Origin of the sequence: Planctomicrobium stercoris (assembly GCF_051465655.1) — a bacterium.
Classification (GTDB): domain Bacteria; phylum Planctomycetota; class Planctomycetia; order Planctomycetales; family Planctomycetaceae; genus Planctomicrobium.
On record NZ_CP195791.1, the window covers coordinates 2,599,435 to 2,619,403 of the forward strand.

15 protein-coding genes are annotated in these 19,969 nt (G+C 57.7%); 6 read left to right on the forward strand and 9 right to left on the reverse strand.

Annotated elements, in window-relative coordinates; translation table 11 throughout:
• Positions 1 to 43: 43 nt before the first annotated feature.
• Positions 44 to 1,021, forward strand: coding sequence for a cation diffusion facilitator family transporter (locus SH661x_RS10770; protein ID WP_437230806.1), 978 nt, complete (start codon positions 44 to 46; stop codon positions 1,019 to 1,021).
• 267 nt (positions 1,022 to 1,288) lie between these two features.
• Here the strand turns inward: SH661x_RS10770 and SH661x_RS10775 are convergent, their stop codons facing one another.
• Positions 1,289 to 2,137 carry a sigma-70 family RNA polymerase sigma factor gene (locus SH661x_RS10775; RefSeq protein WP_437230808.1) on the reverse strand — a complete coding sequence of 283 codons (849 nt, stop codon included), beginning with the start codon at positions 2,135 to 2,137 and terminating at the stop codon, positions 1,289 to 1,291.
• 542 nt (positions 2,138 to 2,679) lie between these two features.
• Between SH661x_RS10775 and SH661x_RS10780 the strand changes: the two genes are divergently transcribed.
• Positions 2,680 to 3,444 carry an SDR family oxidoreductase gene (locus SH661x_RS10780; protein WP_437230810.1) on the forward strand — a complete coding sequence of 255 codons (765 nt, stop codon included), beginning with the start codon at positions 2,680 to 2,682 and terminating at the stop codon, positions 3,442 to 3,444.
• Between the two features lie 367 nt (positions 3,445 to 3,811).
• Here SH661x_RS10780 and SH661x_RS10785 read toward each other — a convergent pair whose 3' ends face one another.
• The 3 genes from SH661x_RS10785 to SH661x_RS10795 all read right to left on the reverse strand — a co-directional run bounded on the left by SH661x_RS10785 (position 3,812) and on the right by SH661x_RS10795 (position 8,184).
• A complete protein-coding gene (locus SH661x_RS10785) occupies positions 3,812 to 4,417 on the reverse strand; it encodes an NfeD family protein (protein WP_437230812.1) in 606 nt (201 codons plus the stop codon).
• A gap of 317 nt (positions 4,418 to 4,734) precedes the next feature.
• On the reverse strand, positions 4,735 to 7,125 hold the full coding sequence (locus SH661x_RS10790) for a polysaccharide biosynthesis tyrosine autokinase (RefSeq protein ID WP_437230814.1): 2,391 nt from the start codon (positions 7,123 to 7,125) through the stop codon (positions 4,735 to 4,737).
• A 69-nt stretch (positions 7,126 to 7,194) separates the two neighbouring features.
• Positions 7,195 to 8,184, reverse strand: a complete 990-nt coding sequence (locus SH661x_RS10795; protein ID WP_437230816.1) for an SDR family oxidoreductase — start codon at positions 8,182 to 8,184, stop codon at positions 7,195 to 7,197.
• A 585-nt stretch (positions 8,185 to 8,769) separates the two neighbouring features.
• On the opposite strand from SH661x_RS10795, the gene SH661x_RS10800 reads away from it, so the two are divergent.
• Positions 8,770 to 10,356 carry a 30S ribosomal protein S1 gene (locus tag SH661x_RS10800; RefSeq protein ID WP_437230818.1) on the forward strand — a complete coding sequence of 529 codons (1,587 nt, stop codon included), beginning with the start codon at positions 8,770 to 8,772 and terminating at the stop codon, positions 10,354 to 10,356.
• Positions 10,357 to 10,435: 79 nt separating this feature from the next.
• On the opposite strand, the gene SH661x_RS10805 is transcribed toward SH661x_RS10800, so the two are convergent.
• Positions 10,436 to 10,834: an Hsp20/alpha crystallin family protein gene (locus SH661x_RS10805; protein WP_437230820.1), complete on the reverse strand. Its 399-nt coding sequence runs from the start codon at positions 10,832 to 10,834 to the stop codon at positions 10,436 to 10,438.
• A 2-nt stretch (positions 10,835 to 10,836) separates the two neighbouring features.
• Complete coding sequence (locus tag SH661x_RS10810) at positions 10,837 to 11,310, reverse strand: Hsp20/alpha crystallin family protein (RefSeq protein WP_437230822.1); 474 nt, start codon at positions 11,308 to 11,310, stop codon at positions 10,837 to 10,839.
• 326 nt (positions 11,311 to 11,636) lie between these two features.
• Here SH661x_RS10810 and SH661x_RS10815 point away from each other — a divergent pair, with 326 nt between their 5' ends.
• Entirely contained in the window at positions 11,637 to 11,810 is a 174-nt protein-coding gene (locus SH661x_RS10815; protein WP_437230824.1) for a Flp family type IVb pilin, read from the forward strand.
• A gap of 42 nt (positions 11,811 to 11,852) precedes the next feature.
• Here SH661x_RS10815 and SH661x_RS10820 read toward each other — a convergent pair whose 3' ends face one another.
• A complete protein-coding gene (locus SH661x_RS10820; protein WP_437230826.1) occupies positions 11,853 to 12,371 on the reverse strand; it encodes an FHA domain-containing protein in 519 nt (172 codons plus the stop codon).
• A gap of 553 nt (positions 12,372 to 12,924) precedes the next feature.
• Here SH661x_RS10820 and SH661x_RS10825 point away from each other — a divergent pair.
• Positions 12,925 to 14,775 carry a chloride channel protein gene (locus SH661x_RS10825; RefSeq protein WP_437230828.1) on the forward strand — a complete coding sequence of 617 codons (1,851 nt, stop codon included), beginning with the start codon at positions 12,925 to 12,927 and terminating at the stop codon, positions 14,773 to 14,775.
• A 12-nt stretch (positions 14,776 to 14,787) separates the two neighbouring features.
• Positions 14,788 to 17,421 carry a hypothetical protein gene (locus tag SH661x_RS10830; protein WP_437230830.1) on the forward strand — a complete coding sequence of 878 codons (2,634 nt, stop codon included), beginning with the start codon at positions 14,788 to 14,790 and terminating at the stop codon, positions 17,419 to 17,421.
• Positions 17,422 to 17,502: 81 nt separating this feature from the next.
• Here SH661x_RS10830 and rimI read toward each other — a convergent pair whose 3' ends face one another.
• Together rimI and SH661x_RS10840 are read right to left on the reverse strand one after the other, a co-directional pair.
• Positions 17,503 to 18,018 carry a ribosomal protein S18-alanine N-acetyltransferase gene (gene rimI / locus SH661x_RS10835; protein WP_437231187.1) on the reverse strand — a complete coding sequence of 172 codons (516 nt, stop codon included), beginning with the start codon at positions 18,016 to 18,018 and terminating at the stop codon, positions 17,503 to 17,505.
• A 253-nt stretch (positions 18,019 to 18,271) separates the two neighbouring features.
• A complete protein-coding gene (locus SH661x_RS10840) occupies positions 18,272 to 19,915 on the reverse strand; it encodes a hypothetical protein (RefSeq protein ID WP_437230832.1) in 1,644 nt (547 codons plus the stop codon).
• Positions 19,916 to 19,969 lie beyond the last annotated feature (54 nt).

Sequence of the window (19,969 nt, forward strand, 5' to 3'; positions counted from 1 at the left end):
CAGGCACCCTGCTCTGGATCCCGGACTCTCTCGGAGTGATTTCATGGGATCAGGCTGCCAGCACCATGGCCCGCATGGTCACGACTCGCATTCCCACTCCGCGCAGGGGCAGTTTCGTCGGCTGACGATCACGCTGGTTCTGGTGGCGGTTTACTGCGTGGCGGAGATCGTCGGCGGCTTCTGGACGGGGTCACTCGCCCTGCTCGCGGATGCCGGGCACATGGTCTCCGACATGGCGTCGCTGGCCATCAGCCTGTTTGCGATCTGGATGACCCGTCGTCGTCCGACTCAGCAGCAGACGTTCGGGTTTTATCGTGCTGAAATCCTGGCGGCACTCGTAAATGGGTCCCTGCTCTTTCTCGTCGCCGGCGGCATCCTTCATGAAGCCTGGGAACGCCTGCAGCATCCCGAACCGATTCAGGCTGGACCCATGCTGTGGATTGCACTGGGCGGCCTGTTGGTCAACTTCATCAGCCTGGGAGTGCTACATGGCGGCCGGGATGAAAATCTGAATCTGCGTGGGGCGTGGCTGCATGTGGTGGGAGATACGCTGGGAAGCGTGACTGTCATTCTCGCAGCCTTCCTGATCTGGCAGTTCGGCTGGATCTGGGCCGATCCAGTGGCCTCGGTGCTTGCATGCCTGCTGATTCTGTATTCCGCCTGGCATCTGGTGAGTGATGCTGTCGAGATTCTGATGGAACACGCCCCGCGGGATGTGGATGTCGACAAGGTTCGGCAGCAGATCATGAGTGTTCCCGGGGTGAGAGACGTCCACTGTCTGCATGTCTGGACGATCGCCAGCGGACTGCGGGCGGTCTCGGCTCATGTTGTCTTTCAGAAAGACGACCCGAAGCGTGATGAACTGCAGGAGCTGCAGAGCCTGCTGCGAAAGAGCTTCGACCTCAAGCACATCACGCTGCAGCTGGAAGATGTGACGATGGCCGCCTGTGAAAATCAGGAAAACGGAGCCTGCCTGCTGTCAGCCCCTGGCCAGACCCATTCGCATTCTCATTCACACTGAATCACTAGCCGGGTGCCCCAGACATAGTCTGGGCGGCGCAGCCGCAAGAGGTTTTTCGTTTCGCGATCCTCTCAAGGAACTTTTTCACTACAGATTCAATAAAGGATCAAGTTCGAAGCCATGTCGATGAGTAGCTTGTGAGCGTTTCGACCGGCGTCTTGTTGCTTCGCAACCCGGACTGAGTCTGGATCGCCCGGGATGAAACGAGAGAAGCCCGTCCATCCTGGCCGGGCTTTCGCTCACTTCCACACACTCTTGTTCAAGGCATCATTCGCCCAGAAGCCCTTTGTTCAGCTTCTTCAGGGCTTCACATTCGATCTGGCGAACCCGTTCGCGGGTCAGGCCCAGCTCTTCGCCGATTTCCTTCAACGTGCGAGGTTCACCGGTGTCGAGTCCGAAGCGGAGTTTCAGAATGGTCGCTTCACGCTCATCCATGTCCTTGAGCATCCGCTCGACATGCACCAGGTTGTCGCTGTTGATGAGATCGTCTTCCGGGCCGAGCAGACGTTCATCGGCAATCATATCCCCCATCGAGACGTTCTCGTTGTCTTCCGTCTGCGGGGTGGTGTTGTAAAGCTGAATCGCTTTTTTCACGATCTTCAGCTTCTTTGAGGGGAGTTCCAGCTCCCGGGCGATTTCATCGGCGGTGGGGATCCGGCCGAGTTCATCGTGCAGCTTGGCGTTCGCCCGACGCCACTTGGAAAGCAGCTCCACCATATACGCGGGGACGCGGATGGTCTTGGCGGAGTTGATGAGGGCCCGCTTGATGGACTGTTTGATCCAGTAGCTGGCGTAGGTACTGAACCGGGTGTTCATGTCCGGGTCGAAGCCTTCGACCGCGCGGAGCAGACCGAGATTCCCTTCTTCGATCAGATCCTGCAGCGGCAGCCCTTTGCCGGTGTAACCACGGGCAATATTCACCACGAGTCGCAGGTTCGCGCGAACCATACGATCACGGGCGTGCATGTCCCCGGCGGAGATCCGATTCGAGAGGGTCTTCTCATCGTCGGCTGTCAGAAGGGCGGTTTCATTGATTTCTCGCAGATAAGTTTCGAGCGGGTTTTGGACTGAAGCTGATCGACGTGGGGTCGTTTTTTGCATGGATCTTCTTTGCATGGAGATCGACTGAATTTACTCGAGAGAAAACCTGCGGATTCTTTCCGTCTCTCGCTGTCCGTCGCGTCCCTGGTGATTCTGAGAAGAAGTATCGGACCGGCAAGATCTGCCGCTTAAGTGGAAGGTGGCGTAATTCGCTCAAGCGGGGAAAGGCCGGCAGATAGTAGGGGTCGTAACGGGTGTGCGGATCATGCTGGTTCTCCTGAGTCCGAGACGGCGGTTTCACACAGTGAGGGGGCTCCCCCTCCGCGTGGCTCCTCCGTGATGAAGCGCGGAATTCTTCGCGATCGTGGTTTGGAAATCAATTTCTGTCTTTTCAAGTTTTGCCAGACAATTTTGATAAAGATTCAGGGAGGAGAGATGATCGGACCAGCCCTCCCAGTCTTCGGATCCAGTCGCGGTTTCCAATCCTTTCGCTCACATGAATCCCATCCAAACTGACGGATTTTTGAAAAATGTGAGGCTGCTGTCACAGGGGGCGGGGCAAGAGCGTCCTTGATTCAGAAAGTTCGCGTTTTGACCATCATGAACTGGAGGGAATCATGAAAATTGTCGTCGTCGGAGGTTATGGTCTGATCGGGAGTCAAGTTGTCGCAAACCTGCGTGAAGTGGGACACGATGTGGTCGCTGCTTCCCCGCGGTCCGGTGTGAACACGCTCACGGGGGAAGGTCTGGAAGCAGCGCTCGCTGGCGCGCAAATGGTGCTGGATGTTTCGAACTCCCCTTCGTTTGAAGATGAAGCGGTCCTGAAGTTCTTCCAGATCTCCACACGAAACCTTCTGTCCGCCGAGGCTGCTGCCGGCGTCGGTCATCACATTGCTCTGTCGATCGTGGGGGCAGACCGCATTCCGGACAGCGGTTACATGCGGGCGAAGGTCGTTCAGGAGAACCTGATCAAGCAAAGCGGCGTTCCGTATACGATTCTGCGGGCTACCCAGTTCTTTGAATTCATCGAGGGGATTGCGGCGTCGTGCATGGTGGGGGAGACAGTCCATGCTCCTGATGCACTCATTCAGCCTGTGGCGGCCGAGGATGTCGCGCATACGTTATCGGTGATTGCTCAGGAGAGCCCTGTGAATGGAACTCTGGAGCTGGCGGGACCGGATGCGGTGACATTCGAAATCCTGATCAGAACCTGGCAGCGCGTTCAAGGGAAAACTGGCCGAGTCATCACCGATCAGGATGCCTGCTACTTCGGTGCGAAGCTGGCTCGTCGTGCCCTGATTCCTGCGGATGAGGGTTCGCTTCTCGGGACGGTCAGCTTCGAGCAGTGGCTCGGACAGCATGCCGTGGCGACGATGTGGTGAAGAACCCTTTCGCCACAGCGACAATCGTCGCCAATCAGAGCACGAAACGTGAGTGAGTGCATCGTCCGGGGCGAGTTTTTGACCGCGAATCGGGCGAATGAGGCGAATGGTCATGTGCCTATCGTGAGTCGATTGTGCAACGATCTTCGCTCCAGCAATTCTCCGCGTGAGTCAATGCAACCACTCAAACTGAGATGAGGGTGCAAAGAAATTCGCCGGATTCGCTCAATTCGCGGTTGTTCTCCGTGAGCGTCTCTTCACGCACAATGCAGATCGTTCGAATCAGAGTACGAAGCGTGAGCGAGTGCATCGTCTCATCAAACGTCGAAGTGCACTTCCTCACGCAGCGTGCTCCGACAACGGACGATTAGATCGTCTGCAGAGTCCTGCTCGCTTCGACTTCCAGAACGTTCCCACGCAGCCCGACGACGTTCACTCGCGATCCGGCAGCCAGGGGTTCGTTTCTCGTGGTCAGCGCTGGAAGTTCCTCGAGGCGACCCTGTATTTCGATCTGGACCTTACCATACCCCGACTGATTGGCCGGGATGGAAACATTGACGGTTCCCGCCTTGCCGATCGCGTTCGAAGTCCGCAGCGTGCCGCTCTGGTTCAACCGGTGAAACGACTTCATCAGCGAGTGAACTCCGAACATGGCGGCCAATCCACTGGCAATGGCGACGAACAACTGGTCCGGGAGATCTGCACCGATTCGGCTCATGAACATCCCGGTCATGCCAAAGAACGTCGCAGCAGCGACGAGGGTGCGAAAGGAGATGATCCCGAACAGCCACGAGGATTGATGGCCGTCGTCGCCTGATGTTTCCGAGCTGGCTGGGGAATCGGCATCCGGCAGATCGTCTGCGAATTCGATATCGCCTGCTTCGCTGCTCATGCCCAGCAGCGTCATGGCGAGCTGACAGATCAAGAACGTTCCGCCGATGAGGGCTGAGAAGAAAAAGAGTGTTTCCATCATTCCTCCTTCGGGCCACCCTGTGAAATGCCGCACTCGGACCTTCTTCTTCAAAATCAAACCCACACCTGATCCGTGGCCCTGCATGAAGTCCAGAGCCGGAGAACGGTGGGTTTCCGGCTCTGGACTCTCGTCACTCAGCGTGCTCTTTCCAATGAAAGGAGAGCGACAACCTGGGCCCATGACGATGACGGATCAACGCGGAAACGAGAGAAACGGATCACGCCAAGTGGGAAGAAACCAAAAAAAGAACGCTTCCCGGTCCGTGTGAATGGGAAGCGTTCTGAATTGAGTTCGCAGGCGAATCTCTAAAGGGCAGATTACGGGGAGCCGGCCATGTTGATGGGGGGCCGGGGTGTTGTTGCTGCTGGTTTCGATTTGGAAGGCTGTTGATCTGGCGAGGTGTAGTACGAACCGTAGGCGTCGTAGTCGTAGCCAGCCTCGGCGGCGTTCGCTGAGTTGAAGTCGTTGGCGATGATGCCGAAGACGTTGACGCCATGCGAGGCCAGTGTTTCCTGCAGTCGTTCCGCAGCGGCGCGCTTGGTCTTCTTCATTCTCAGCACCACCAGCATTCCATCTGTATGTGGAGAGAGGATGCAGGGATCACTCACTGCCAGAACCGGAGGAGAATCGAGGATGATGATATCGTAGTCTTCGCGAGCCTGTTTCAGGAATTTCGGCAGACTGGCCGTCGAAAGGAGTTCTGCCGGGTTCTCAGGACAGAGGCCGGCAGTGATGATCGAAAGTCCTTCCACGGGAGTCGGTCTTACGGCATTCTGCCATTCGATTTCCTTCATCAGGACATCCGTCAGGCCGACTTCCTGCTCCGTCTTGAACAGAAGATGCTGTGTCGGTCGACGCAGGTCACAGTCGACCAGCAGCACGTTCTTCCCGGATTGGGCGAGTGCAATCGCCAGGTTGGCTGCGGTCGTGCTCTTGCCGTCACCCGGCTCGGGACTGCTGACCTGGATGACTTTCTGCCCGGGCTGCATCGAAACGAACAGCGTTGTCCGGATCGAACGGAAGGCTTCCGCCTCACGCGATCCGGGGCGATGGTAATAACACAACGACGCTGCGAGTCCGCGTTGTTCAGCCAGTCGGTTGGCATCAGGGCTGGAGGTGAAGGCCGGGACGGCTCCCATGAGATGGGCGCCGGTGAATTCACGAACTTCATCCAGGGTCTTGAGTGTTGTGTCGTACCATTCGCGGAAATAGGCGAGGCAGAAGACGATCGCCATCCCGAGGAATCCGCACGATCCGACGAGTTTGATCACCTGTTTCAAGGATCGCTCCAGACGAACCTGAGAGATCTGCTGCAGCCGATAGCCTTCCTGTTCGCGGGAGATATCGTATTCGGCGATCTGATCGAAGAGACGTTCCCGCTGGGTTTTCTTCTGGGCGATGTCATCCTTGCGGCGCTGATCTTCCACTTCGAACATCTCAGCCTGTTTGGCTTTCTTCTGTGCGTCCTGGTGCAGCAGCTTCAGGTTTTCGTTGTCGACTTCCAGTTCTTTCAGCTGTCCCTCGAGTGTTTCCCGGTAGACGGTCACGATATCCATTCCCAGCGACGCGGATCTCGGGGACAGTGGATTCTGCGCATTCTGTTCGAGGTCCGGCGCGCGAAGTCCCTGACGGGTGTAGAAGTCGAGAAGTGTGCTGATCTGCCGGCGAACATTTCGCACCTGCGTATGATCTTCACCCAGCGTGTGCAGGAGTCTCTGCTCGAGCAGGCGGGCGGTAAGCAGCTGCTGGTCGAGACTGGCTTTTTCAGGCGGTCCAGCGATGGCGACACCGCCCCCTGCTCCGGTTCCCCCTCCGCTGCCGGACGTTCCGGTGGAGAGTGAGTGTATTACCCAGAACTCCAGAACTTCGCGAGACGCATTCTCTTTGATTTTGCGATCCAGAGTCGCCAGACGGGCCTGGATGCTGGAACGCTTCCGGAGGTTTTCGTTCTGAGCGGTTTCGATCGAAGCCAGTTCGACTTCGTACTGATTCTGAGCCGGTGCGGGCATGCCGTTGATGGAGACGACCGGGGATGCTTTCAGAAAGACCGGAGCGTCATTCCGAAACTTCTGATAGTCCGCTTCTTCCTGTTTGATGGTTTCATCCAGGGCCTTCTGGCGTTCGATCAGGGATCTGTAGAGCTGTCGGGCGTTTTCGTCCCGGGTGTCTTCGAGGTAGTCGCGGTAGGCTTCCACCATCGCCTGAACGACGGCGCGTGCGATACGCTTGTCCGGGTGGGTGTACGTGATCGCCAGGACGTTGTCGAAGGAGCTTTCCTGACCGGCGCTGCGGCTGACGGAAAGCCCTTCGGTCACTTCCTTGAGTGGATCGTAGGCCTTCGCCAGTTCCGGGATCTCGTTCAGGCCATGATCTTTGAAGGCCCGTTCGACGATGAGGTCCGTCTTGATGAGTTGCACATGGTCGCCGCGGTCTCCATAGCGGTTGGCTTCAGTATTCCCCGCGGGGACGGTGGCCTTCTTGGAGACCAGCACCTGCGTGGTTGCAGAGTACACCGGCCCCATCATCAGATAGACCCCGACGCCCAGCAGCAGGCCGAAGCACAGCCCCATGGCCAGCGGCTTCCATACCGACATCAGGAAGCGGGCAATATCAATGGACCGGCCCGAATTGTTTTTATGAAAGCCGAACGGGGCGAAATCGAATTCCGCTTCCGAGCTTCGGTGATTGCTGTGATCGTTGGGTGTCACTTCAGGGGCTCCCGAGCTGTCGGCTCGTGGTCGGCGGTAATCAGTTCATCCATTCAAAACAGGCAGTCATCAGGAATTCTGACAGGCTGCCGGAGCGGCTTTGCGACTGCTGTTTGAGATCTTCCGGTAATAGTCGAGAGTCTCTTTGAGGCCCTCTTCCAGCGAGACCTGAGGTTCATAACCCAGGTCGTTGCGAATGGCAGAGATGTCTGCCCAGGAATGCAGGATGTCGCCGTTTCGCGGAGGATGAAATTCCGGGCGGAACGGGACGTCGAGCCCCTCGCAGATCAGTTTCAACAGTTCCAGCACGCTGATGGAACTTCCACCAGCAACGTTATAAACCCGTCCCGACACTCCCGGGACGGTGGCGGCCAGCAGGTTGGCGTGGACGACACTGGCGATGTTCACAAAGTCGCGTGACTGTTCTCCCGTTCCGAAGATCCTCGCAGCACGCCCTTCCAGCAATGCCGTCGCAAACAGGGGAATGACCGCTGAATACGGGCTCTTGGGATCCTGTCGCGGACCGAAGACGTTGAAGTATCGCAGTCGGACCACTTCGAGATCGTACGAAGCGCCGAATGACTGACAGTAATACTCCCCTGCGAGCTTGGCGGCGGCGTAGGGAGAAAGAACTTCCGGAACCTGATCTTCCCGCTTGGGCATGACGGGGGAATCGCCGTAGGCACTGCTTGAACCGGCGTACACGACCCGCCGAACGCCATTCAGTCGGGCTGCGTTGAGGACATTGACCGTTCCGGTCACACAGACGTCATGCGTGGCCAGTGGATTTTCAATGCTGAGTGGAACCGAGGCCAATGCTGCCTGATGGAAAACGATTTCGACGCCGTCCACCGCTTTTGAGACGGTTGCTGCGTCGCGGATGTCCCCTTCGATGAAGTCGATCTGGTCGGCGACGTGGGACAGATTCTCCTTCGATCCCGTGAGGAGGTTGTCCAGGACCCGGACGCGGATTCCATCCTGCACCAGACGGGTGACAAGATGCGATCCAATAAATCCGGCGCCACCGGTGACTAGGCAGCTTGAAAATGATGTCGACACGGGGACCTGCTTTTTGAAGGACAGGGAATTTCGTTCTGAAAATCAGTTCGGCGGACCGTCCATTCTGGATCCTGATCCATCGAACGGTCCGGAAATGGGACTTCCAACAGTCGAAACCTAGCTTGCGATTGGCATCATGTAGGAAAGTTGCCACGGCTGTGCCGCATTTTCGCAACAAGTTGTTCGGATTAGGCAACTGGTAAGTCCTGACCCGCCCGCATTTCGGGAATCTTCCGCGACTTGGGTTTGATCGAAAGAATCCTCCCGATTGTACCCCGCTGGGACAGGTCACACGAAATCGAAGTGTGATCCGGGGAGCGTTTTCCGGTGACTCTCCATGAAATTCATGGACGAAAGTCCCCTTGATCGCTTGCGTTTATGGCTGCTGTTCTCAGAGAATCCGGCGAGACGGCGCAGGTCGGACACTTGGCCCCGCTGTCGCAGAGGTTTGGCATTGTTCGTTGACACGCGTTCCATTTGGTCGCGGCTCGGCGGGCTCTGATTATTCATCAGTAGTTTCCATCGCTCGATCGCCGTCCCCGCAGGACGCCGCTCAGCACAGACGATGTTGCAGGTCCACGCGGCATGAGTACTGAAAACCAACCGGTTCAGGATCAGAATCCTCTTCCTTCCACCCCCGAAACTCCGTCGGCTCCCGCCGTTCAGGAACCAGCAGCGGAGGGGGCAGCCCTCCCCGAATCGCCTGCGATTCCCGCGACTGAGGTGCCCGTTTCCGAGGGAATCGAGGAGCCGAAGAAGAAGTTGCAACTCAACCCGATCGCTCTGAGCGATGAAGTGAAGGCGGTCCCTTCGCTGGGCGAATCCACTGCTCCTCCCGCTGCTGCGGAGGTTCCGGCAACCCCTGTTGAGCCTTCCCGGCCGGCCCCGCCCCCTCCTCCGCGCGAAGCAGTTCCGCTTCCGCAAGTGGAAGCGATTGACGATGCGCTGGCTGCGGACATTGAAGCCGCCATGGCAGGTGCAGGGGATGCGACCATTCCCGTCCCCTCCAGCTCCGCGGAAGCACTGAATATTGAGACACTGCAGGCCGGGCACAAGCTCAAAGGGGTTGTGCAGGGCGTTCACGGTGACAGCGTCTTCGTCGACGTGAATCTCCGCATGACCGCAGCCGTCCCGTTCCGTCAGTTCGACGTGAAGAAACCGCCTCAAATCGGCGATGAAATTGAAATTGCTTTCGACAAAGTCGATGAAGCAGAAGGCCTGATCCTCGCGAATCTGCCTCGCGGAACGACCGTGGTCAAAGGGGGCGACTGGTCCGCCGTCTCTGTCGATCAGGTTGTCGAATGTGTGGTCACCAAGACCAACAAAGGGGGCCTCGAAGCTACCGTCGGGACCCTTCGCGGATTCATCCCCGCCAGCCAGGTGGATCTGGGGTACATCGCCGACCTGCAGCAGTTCGTCGGCCAGAAACTCCGCGTGCGGATTACAGAAGTCAATCCCGCCAAGAAGAAGCTCGTCTTCAGCCGACGCGTTCTGCTTCAGGAAGAACGCGAAGTGGCCAAGGGGCAGCTGCTGGAAGAGATCAAACCGGATCAGACTCGCACCGGTCGCGTGAAATCCATCAAAGAATACGGTGCGTTCGTCGACCTGGGGGGCATGGACGGCTTCCTGCCGATCGGACAGCTCAGCTGGGTCCGGATCGAGCATCCGTCTGAAGTTCTGCAGGAAGGTCAGGAGATCGAAGTCAAGGTCCTGTCGGTTGACCGGGAGAAGAACCGGATCAGCTTGGGGATGCGTCAGCTGGCTCCCAACCCCTGGCGATCGGCAGAGTCCAAGTACGCCAAGGGAACGACAGCGACCGGCCGGGTCACCCGCGTGGAAGCGTTCGGTGCATTCATCGAACTCGAGCCCGGAGTTGAAGGTCTGGTTCACATCAGCGAACTCGAACACCGTCGCGTGAAGCGGGTGGAAGAAGTGCTGAACGTGGGTGACATGGCTGAAGTCCAGATTCTGGAAGTCGACCCGAAGAAGAAGCGGATCAGCCTGTCGGCGAAAGCTCTGAAAGAAGCCCCCGCACCTGTCGTGAAGCCGACCGATGAAGACCTCGCTCCTGGAAAGGGAGAAGCGTATCAGCGGAAACGCAAAGACGGGTTGAAGGGCGGAACCGGCTCCGGAAAGTCGGGTGGTCTGTTCGGCAACCCGACCGACTTCTGAAGCCAGGTCAACACCCCAGAAACACAAAGAGCCGCTCACCATTGTGGGCGGCTCTTTTTTGTGATTCGAATCCGAAAACCTACTGCACTTTGACGGAGATTCGACGAGGTTCCGATCGGGGAGTCCGCGGGAGCAGGACTTCCAGCACTCCCTGCGTCAGCTTCGCCGAGATTCGTTCGTGATCGACGTCGTCGCTGAGGATGAACGATCGCAGGAAATCACCCACGTGGTATTCCTGATGAATCAGCCGGGCCCCTTCGGGAGCAGGTGCGGTCACGCGTCCCAGCAGAGTCAGGCGATTGTCCTGAACCTGAAGTTCCAGTCCTTCTGCCGTTACTCCGGGAAGGTCGGCCCGTAACACCAGTCCCTCGTCCGTCTCGAAAATATCGATAGGAGGAGTGCGGACCCAGCGGGCAGGCGCTTCTTCCTGCAGACGCGGTTCGGACTCATCGGGAAGTTGAGGATGTTCAGCGGACATGATCAGGCCGGATTGGTGTCGTTGGCGGAGACTTGATTCAAATCTGTGATCTTGATCTGACGGGGAGTCGTCGCGGGAAGTTTCGGCAGATGCAATTTCAGCAAGCCGTTGGTGAACTCGGCCCGGATGTGCTGTTCGTCGATACGTTCCGGCAGCGAAACCGTCCGTTCCCAGGGGCCGCTCGGGCGTTCGCTGCGGCGGAAACGTTCCTCAGGAATCGACCCCTGCACAGATCGGGTTCCCCGTAACGTCAGATTGCCGTTGGCCACGTGAATGTCCAGGGCGTCTGGTTCGCAGCCGGGCAGCTCGGCGGTAATCAGGTACGCCGTTTCGGTCGCAAAGACATTTAACGCAGGAAACGGTCGCCCCAGGCGCAGGCCCTCGAAGGCGAGGTCAACGCTCTTCATCCAGCGATCCATCTCTCTTTCGAGATCCGGAAAAGCGTGCAGCGGGTTTCCCCAGCGGAAGATCGGCATCTGGAAGATCCCAGTACGGGACGAGAAATCGGCAACGAGGTGGAAACGGAGTTGCAACTCTCGCGCCCCATTGACGAAAACAGACTGTTTCGGTTGTAAACTATTCTGGGAAAGAGGTTTGCGGAGTTGTTTCGATTGCCGCGAGGTTTTTTCTCCACTGAAAATCTCTGCCAGAGTGGCAGCGGGAGGAGTTCGAAAATTCACGCGAAGTCGCGTAACTTGGTCTCTTCGTAGCGGTTTAGGCGAGAATTCAATTGACGACCGGCAGCGATGTACTAGCGTTTCGCGTCCGCTTCGCAATTCTCGCATCCCTTCAGAGATCCAGCATGCAACCGCTGAAGCAGTTCTGCAACGAGGAAACAGGGGCCACGGCTGTTGAATATGCCGTGATGCTCGCCTTGATTTTGATGGCACTCATTGTGGGAGTGAAGTCGGTGGGCAACAGTACCAGCGGCATCTGGGCCGATAACGAGGCCAAACTCGAGGACGTCGGGTTTTAGGACTGCGGACCCTGCTGCCCAGACGTACACAGTGTGCAGGGGTCAGTCAGCGTCGTCTTCAATCACGTCGCTGTCTGCCAGGGAGATAATCTCTTCTTGAGGGATGATTGCCGGATTTCGACCGGTCAGGTCCCCTTTCCTCTCCCCCGCTGATTCGGAGAGTGCGACAGGAATATCCTGGCTGAGGTAACGAGCGTTGAAGCTGGGCTTGGAGGGCTTTTTCGGCGGCAGTGGGACCCGCTTGGAGATTCCCGAAGATTTCAGGGCGGAATGGCCAGCAGGCTCGAGTCGGAATCCAAGGTCCCCGACCCAGAGGACGTCTCCCACGGTCAGTTCGCCTTCGTCTTTCACCAGAGCGTCATTGACCCGGATGCCGTTCATGCTTCCCAGATCACGAATCACAATCCGGTTGTCGATCTGAGCGACGCAGCAGTGCTTACGTGAGACTTTCCGGCTGTCCGTCAGGACCACATCGCATTCCGAGCCGCGCCCGAAGAAGACAATCGCTTTATCGAGCGGAATTGCCGGGCCCCCGTGCAGGGGGATCAGAACCATGTTCATCTCTGCTGTCCTTCAACCGAAATCGACCACAATCGTCGTGTTCGAGACCGCTTTGAATATGACTGACCTGGGGAATGTGGAAGAGGCTTTCGCGACGGTCCGATACGGCTCAGGCAGAATCCGAAGTTTGAAGGCGAAAAAACTTCAAGACTCAAAAATGAACTTTCCATCGTCAGTTTCGAATCTGGGAGCAAGGGATCTGCTCCAAAATCCGGACTTCGGTCTCCTGATTTTTCCAGTTTCCTTTACCGACCTGCTCCACTTTTCCCAGTCATTAAATTGTAATCGCCGGATCGCTTCCCGGTGAGGGTCTGCTGCGCAGAATTGTGAGGAAGTGGAAAAAATGGATTTTCACTACACTGTGATCGCTCGATCTCGCAAAATCTTAATCTGATGCCGTTTGCAATCGGTCTCAATCGGTGAATTCAGGCATCACGGGACTTGCTCTCTCGAAAATGCCTCTAAACAATGCGAATGTTGATGTCGTCCGCCTGAAAAGGACTGAATCGCCGCCCGGTCAATTTCAAAGTGCGAGTCGCCTGAATTGAAAACCTTGTCTCAGTGGATCGTCTCGCACGACTGGCGAACTTCGGGAAAGTGGACCGTGCTTTCCGTTCTGGTCGGGGTGATCGCCGGATTGGGGGGAATTGTCTTTCAGTTCCTGTCTCAGGTGGCGATGCACTTCTCGCTGGGGTATTTCGCCGGGTTTGCACCGCTCGAAGCAGCCGGGGAGCACAACGTCTGGGATCACAGTCATCTCACAACGTTCGAACCCTGGGTGATCGTCGTGATCATGACCGTAGGGGGGCTCATCTCCGGGTGGATCGTGTACACGTTTGCCCCGGAGGCGGAAGGCCACGGGACCGATGCTGCGATCGATGCTTTTCATAACAAACGGGGACGAATTCGCGCTCGCATTCCATTCGTGAAGATTGCCGCCTCGGCAATCACCCTGGGGACTGGGGGCTCGGGCGGTCGCGAAGGTCCCATCGCCCAGATCGGCGCTGCCTTTGGGGCCTATCTGGGACAGGTCCTGAACCTGTCCTCGCGGGACCGTCGGATTCTGCTGGCAGCGGGGGTGGGCGCAGGGATTGGTTCCATCTTCAGGGCGCCCATGGCTGGGGCTATTTTCGCTGCGGAGATTCTCTACAGCGGAGCCGACCTCGAAACAGATGTCATTATCCCGGCAGCGACCGCGAGCATTGTCGGGTACACCGTTTACACCATGTGGCTGCCAGAATCGGTTCGTCATCTGCCGCTCTTCGGGGATGGGATGAAGAACTACGTCTGGAACAGTCCGCTGGAACTGATTGCGTATGCCGCTTTGGCGATTGTACTGGTGATCTTTGCTGCCACGTATGTGAACGTCTTCTACGGGACTCAGAGGCTGTTTGCGAAGTTGCCGTTTACCAAGAAGCTGCGACCGGCACTCGGGGCGGCTCTGGCGGGCATTCTGGCGGTCACGGTCTACGAGATTTTCCAACGTGACCGAAGTGCGCTGGGAGTGCTGTCGACGGGCTACGGGACTTTGCAAGAGGCACTATCCGATGCCAAGTCTGTCGGCATTCCATTGCTGCTCACCGTAGCTGTGGCGAAAATCGTTGCGACGTCACTGACAATCTCCTCCGGTGGTTCGGGCGGCGTCTTCGGGCCGTCGATCGTCATCGGAGGCTGCGTCGGTTCAGCAGTGGGACTGGCGTTTCAGAAGATCTGGCCGGGAGTGATTCATCATCCGGAATCGTTCGGACTGGTCGGGATGGCCGGTTTTTTCGCCGGCTGTGCCCATGCCCCGTTTTCGACGATCATCATGATCTCGGAAATCACAGGCGGCTACGGGTTGCTGCTGCCGACGATGTGGGTTTCAACTCTGACATTCGTCCTCTGTCAGCCATGGAAACTGTACTCCAAGCAGGTTCCCAGCCGGATGGACTCCCCTGCCCATCGCGGCGACTTCATGGTCGACGTGCTCGAAGGGATGCGGGTGGGTGATGTGTATGAAAAGAACCGGGATCTGCTGCTGGTCCCGGAAGCGACGACGCTGGATGAGATTGTTCATCTACTGGCCGGGACGTCACAGCACTACTTCCCGGTCATCGACGCTCAACAGAAGATCATCGGAATCTTTTCAAGCGATGATGTAAGGACGTACCTGTATGATGAAACTCTCTGGAAACTGGCGAACGCCCGGGATGTCATGAATTCCCGCTTCGTCAGTGTGACTCCGGATGATGACCTGAATGCAGCGATGCGCTGCTTCACGACCATCGCCCAGGATGAACTGCCGGTGGTGGACGCTCAAGATCGCGGAAAATTGCTGGGGACGCTCAGACACAAAACGGCCATTGCAGCCTACAATCGTCGACTGATGGAATTTCAGCAGGCTGCTGCCGATCACGCCCAATAACGCATCTTCGTCATGAATCTCCCTCGGTGGATCGCTGGTTCAGTACTGGTCTTCCTGGCGGTTGCCTGGTTGCTGACGGTGCTGATTTCGGGAGTCGGTTCATCGCTCTTTAATGAGTGGAGTCTTGTCTTTCAGCGGGGTGAAACAACACTCAACTTCATCGGGCTGCTTCTCCTTGCGGCTGCGTGCGTCGCGGCGATGGCTGCGTTGTTCCGCTATGAACAGCAGTTGATCAGTCCAAAACTGGGGATCGTGCTCCTGTCGCTGCGCATGGGGCTGGTGCTCATTATCTTCCTGACCTTGCTGCAGCCGGTCTGGACATGGACGTACGATCGAACAACTTCGAAACGTCTCCTTCTGGCGCTCGACGTTTCTGAAAGCATGGACACCATCGATCGGCAGGCATCCCAGGCGGAGAAGATCCGCTGGGCGGAGGCGATCGGCATTCTGGGAAGTCCGGAGGCCCGGGCACGCGCGAAAAGCTGGATCTCTTCTCTGCAATCCGGTCACGAACCGGAATGGGTTTCACCCAAAGAGGAAGCGAGCTTCGAGAAGAGGAAGCAGCTGATTCAGGTTCGCCAGGAGAACCTGCAGTCTCAATTGAAAGAACTGGAGCAGCTTTCCCGGCTGGAAATTCTCAGACGCGCCTGCGCACTTCACCCTGATTCTCCGCTGGATGAACTGCAGAAGTTGACCACGCTGCAGCTGTCGGCGTTCGCCCGCAGTACCGTTCCGATTCAGGCGGATGAACTGAAAAGCACCGAAGATCTGACGAACCTTGACGTTGGCCGGTCTCATTCCAATCTCGCGGAAGCGACAGTCGCTGCCCGCGAGGGAAACGCCACCGCTCCTTTGGCGGGAGTGATTCTGCTCAGCGACGGTCATGACACGGATTCGCCCGCAGCGGCGCAGCTGGTCAGCAGGCTGCAGGGATTGAATGTTCCCGTCCATACCGTACTGGTCGGTTCGGAGCATCGCCCTCGGGATCTGTCGGTCATCCATATCGATCATCCGGAGTCGGTCTTCCTGAAGGATCAGCCGCTGGTAAAAACGATCCTGCAGACCGCCGGGTTTGAAGGGGAATCCGTGAACGTGTTGCTGGATGATCTGGATCATCCGGATCGAGCACCGTTGAAGAAGACAATCACGCCGCAGTCGCCCACTTCGGAAGTCAGCTTTTCACTGGCCGACCTGCCTGTCGGTCGACACCGCTTCCGGGTCCGAGCGGAAATCGCCCCGAATGAGACCCGCGAGGACAACAACAGTGAAGACTTCTCCATCAGTGTCGTGGATGACCGCGCCCGGATCCTGCTGATTGAAGGGGAAAGCCGGTGGGAGTTCCGGTTCCTGGATGCTGCTCTGAACCGGGATGAACAGATCTCCGTGGACCATGTCGTCTTCGAACAGCCGTTCCTCCGAGTGCTGCAGCAACCGTTCTTCCCAAGTTCGCTCGAGGAACTGGAAACGGCTCGCGACGGCGAGACCCCGTTTGCCGCCTATGACCTGGTGCTCATCGGAGATGTGTCCCCGCAGAATCTGACCGCGCAGCGGTGGCAGCAGCTGGAACGATATGTCCGCGACGAAGGGGGAACGCTGGTGCTGACTGCCGGAAAAAGATTCTTCCCGATGGCGTACCGGGGGACGCTGGCGGAGTCGCTTCTTCCAATTCAGGATTTGCGAGAGGTTCGCCTTGAGGACGCTTCTCAGACTGGACCGCCGGCGACGCGCGGGTTTCGACTCTCGATCAGCCCGGATGGGGAACAGGTCCCCATGTTTCAGCTCGACTCCGACCCCGCGAAAGCCCGCAAAATCTGGTCGGGTCTCCCCGGGCATCTCTGGGGGATTGTCGGGACAGCTCGAGGGGGGGCCACCGTCTGGGCTTCCGCACTGAAGCCAGGCGAGCGGGCTTCACTGGAGAACGAACGACTGAACGCTCTGATCGTGCAACAGCATCTCGGAAGTGGACAGGTCATCTGGATCGGACTGGAAAGCACCTGGCGCTGGCGGTATCTGGTCGGCGATCTCTATCACCATCGATTCTGGGGGCAGTTGATCCGCTGGGCAGTTTCTTTCAAGGCTGCTGCCGGGAATGATGCCGTGAAGGTCGGCCTGCGTGAGCCGGTCATTCGCACGGGACAACCTGCGGTCATTCAGGCTCGCTGGGACCCTCGTTTCCTCGCACGGCATTCCGATCCCGATGCAGAAGCGATCTTCGAACGGAGGGGAGACGGTCCCCCCGTGACGCAGACCATCCCGCTGACACCTCGTCCGGGGAATTCACTTCTCTACGAAGGTCAGGCTCTCAATCTGCCTGCGGGCGAGTACACTGTGCGGTTGAAGTCGAAGGCTGCAGAACCGGGCCTGGAGCTGCCGGAAGTTGTGCTGATCGTGAATGCAGAACTGACTCCCGAACTTCAGGATGTCAGTGCGAACCGGGCGCTGCTGGAGCAGATCGCCACTTCCACCGGGGGGAAGTTTCTCTATGTGAACGAGCTTGACCAGCTTCCCCCGTTTTTCAAGTCTGCGAATGAAACGGAGCGGGTTCGTGAAGAGATCCCGCTATACGGGCACTGGGTGATTCTCGTGCTCTTCAGCGGGATCGCGATGACCGAATGGGTGCTGCGAAAGGTCAACGGGCTGCCGTAAAATGCGATCGGGAGACGTGAGTCTCCCGATCAGTTGCGAGAATTCATCGGGAGACTCACGTCTCCCGCTCGCCGATGTATTTCAGGCAGCGTCGATGTCGCTGATTTCGCTGATGCGGTTGTGCGGTGCGAACTGGGTTGCTTCGTCTTCACCGGCATGCAGTTTGAACTGCATGATGTAACCATCTTCTTCAGTGTCGTCGAAGTGCCGCCGCAGCACGCAGACAGCCTTGAAGTTCTGCTTCTTGAAGAAGAGCTGGGCGTCGAGATTGCTTTCCCGGACTTCCAGAATGATTTCGTTGCGACGCTGCTGGGAGAGCTTATCGACCAGCCGCATGATCATCTGCGATCCGACACCCTGCTTGCGCGTTTCCGGCGCGACAGCAAAGTTGAGGATGTGCAGGCGTGATTTGTGGAGTTCATAAATCATGAACCCGAGAATCTGATGATTGTGCTCAGCGACCATGCCAATGCAGTTTCGCTGGCGCAGACAGCAGAGAAAATCCTCGTCGCTCCAGGGGCTGCCGAAGCTGGACTGTTCGATACGCAGCACCTCGGGCATATCGCGACGGATCAACCAGCGAATCTGGACCTCCATGTGTTCTTCCGGTTTTGAACCCGTTTTCACGTTGGCCTCCATGCCGCGCTTTGCCATGACCTGATCCTTCAATGACGGCACGTCCGCTTCCAGCATTCATGTCCGTTGTGCAGACACCTTAGCACAGGACTTCCGGATTGGTGAAGTCGGAATTGAGAGAAACTTCGTGCTTTAAAAATCATCTGCGATTTCTGCCGCTGAGCCTTGAAACTTCACTCAGCAATCTGCGAAAGTGCCGCCGAAAATCAGGCTCTCAGGCCCGGCCGCAAATCTGTCGTCGCAGGTCTTCGACCAGTCCGCGAACCGTTGCTTCCGGGAACAAAGCCGCTGCGAATTCACGGCTTTTCAGCACGCTGTCGGCTCGGAACTTCTCCTGCGCCTGGGACAGTTCCAGTTCCTTCTGAGCGATCATCGGAGCTGCAATTTCCTGCAGTTCTTTGCGGATTCTGGCGAGTTCCAGATGCCGTCGCCGCCGTTCTCCCCGTCGGGCTCGACGCACGCTGCGGGGATGCCCTGCAACACGGTCTTCCTGTGCAGCATGAATCAGTTCTCCGCGCCGGATTCGCAATGAACTGGAACGATCATCCAGTTCACTCTGAGCACCGTCGTAGTGTAAATGCCGCAACTGCTCTTTCAGTTCTGCAACACTTTGTGAAGCTGGGGAAGCTTGTTTGATTGGGAGATGTAGCGTCGCGGTGAGAGTCACAAAGGCTGGGGCTGAGATCTGGAAAAACGACCGGATGATCTGGTCTGTAATTTCATCATAGCGCGCTCCCCCGATGCCATGAATGAACAGGTCACTCAGGCAAATTCGAGCGAAGAGTGTGGTGGTCAATGCCCGGGTCCGCAGCCGGCCGGTCTGCTGGACTGCGGAGATCTGAGAAAAGTCATTTGAGTCGGCAGGGACCAGCGTGAGGACCTGATCCCCCGCTGAGAGTTCAATCCCCTGCTCCGTGCGTCGTGCGAACACCCTGCGGCGGTCGTGCTCGCCCGGGTTCCAGTACCAGAACGGGAGTTCGAATCGATCTTCCTGCTGTTCGAGATCCGGGACGGGGTGGCGATGGTTGCGGACGCGATAGGTGCGTCGATAGTCATGCACTGCCTGATTGTAATCCGCGAACAGTCTTTCGAAGTTTCGACACAGGTGAGCGACAAAGGCTGCAAACGCGTCCGTTCTACACAACTCGCTGACCGGCAGTTCCAGATTGTGAATGTGCCATTGCCGCTCCTGCCAGATCCGGGCGGATGAGAGCAGCGTGGCGAGCCGATCGGATCGATCGAGAGTTTCCAGCGCTGCCGACCACGCCGGGCCAAGCATGGGGTGAATCCCCCAGGGCCGCATCTGGTCTTCCACGCGGCTGGCGAACGTTTGGAGCAGTTCCGGGTTCCGGACTGATAGCTCTTCCCAGGGCTGTGCGGTTTGGAGGTCGTCGAACGGGATCTCGGTGAAGACCGGTTCTTCTGGAGTGCCCCCCGGAGTCCGCAGTACCGGCGGACCTGCCAGATCGTTGTCGACGATCAGGTTCAGCGACTGTCCGCCGCAGCACTCCGCCAGACGCCCGACAGCTACGTTCTTCATCCAGACGCCAGCATGATTCAGCTGCGGCTGATGACCGGTCACGAAGAGAAGTCGATCGGGCCGGGCAACGGCTTCGATGTTCAATTGCCCGGACATCCATTGGACGGCAGCTGCCAGACAGTTTTCGCGAGCCCATTTGCGAAACTCTGACAGGGGCCTTCCTGCGATGAGAGTTACGTTCTGATCGAGGGCGAGCTTGTTGTCGCGCGCCAGTTGAACCCCCTGCGTGAGCGGCGGACGGCTGAGGACAGCGCCGTCTTCGCGCGGGGCACGCAGTCGATCAGAGGCGGTGGCTGGCGTAACTGGCCGTGACGTCATGCTGGTTCGATATTTTCAGAGCACGCCGGGTGAGCAAGTGCATTGAGTCGCATC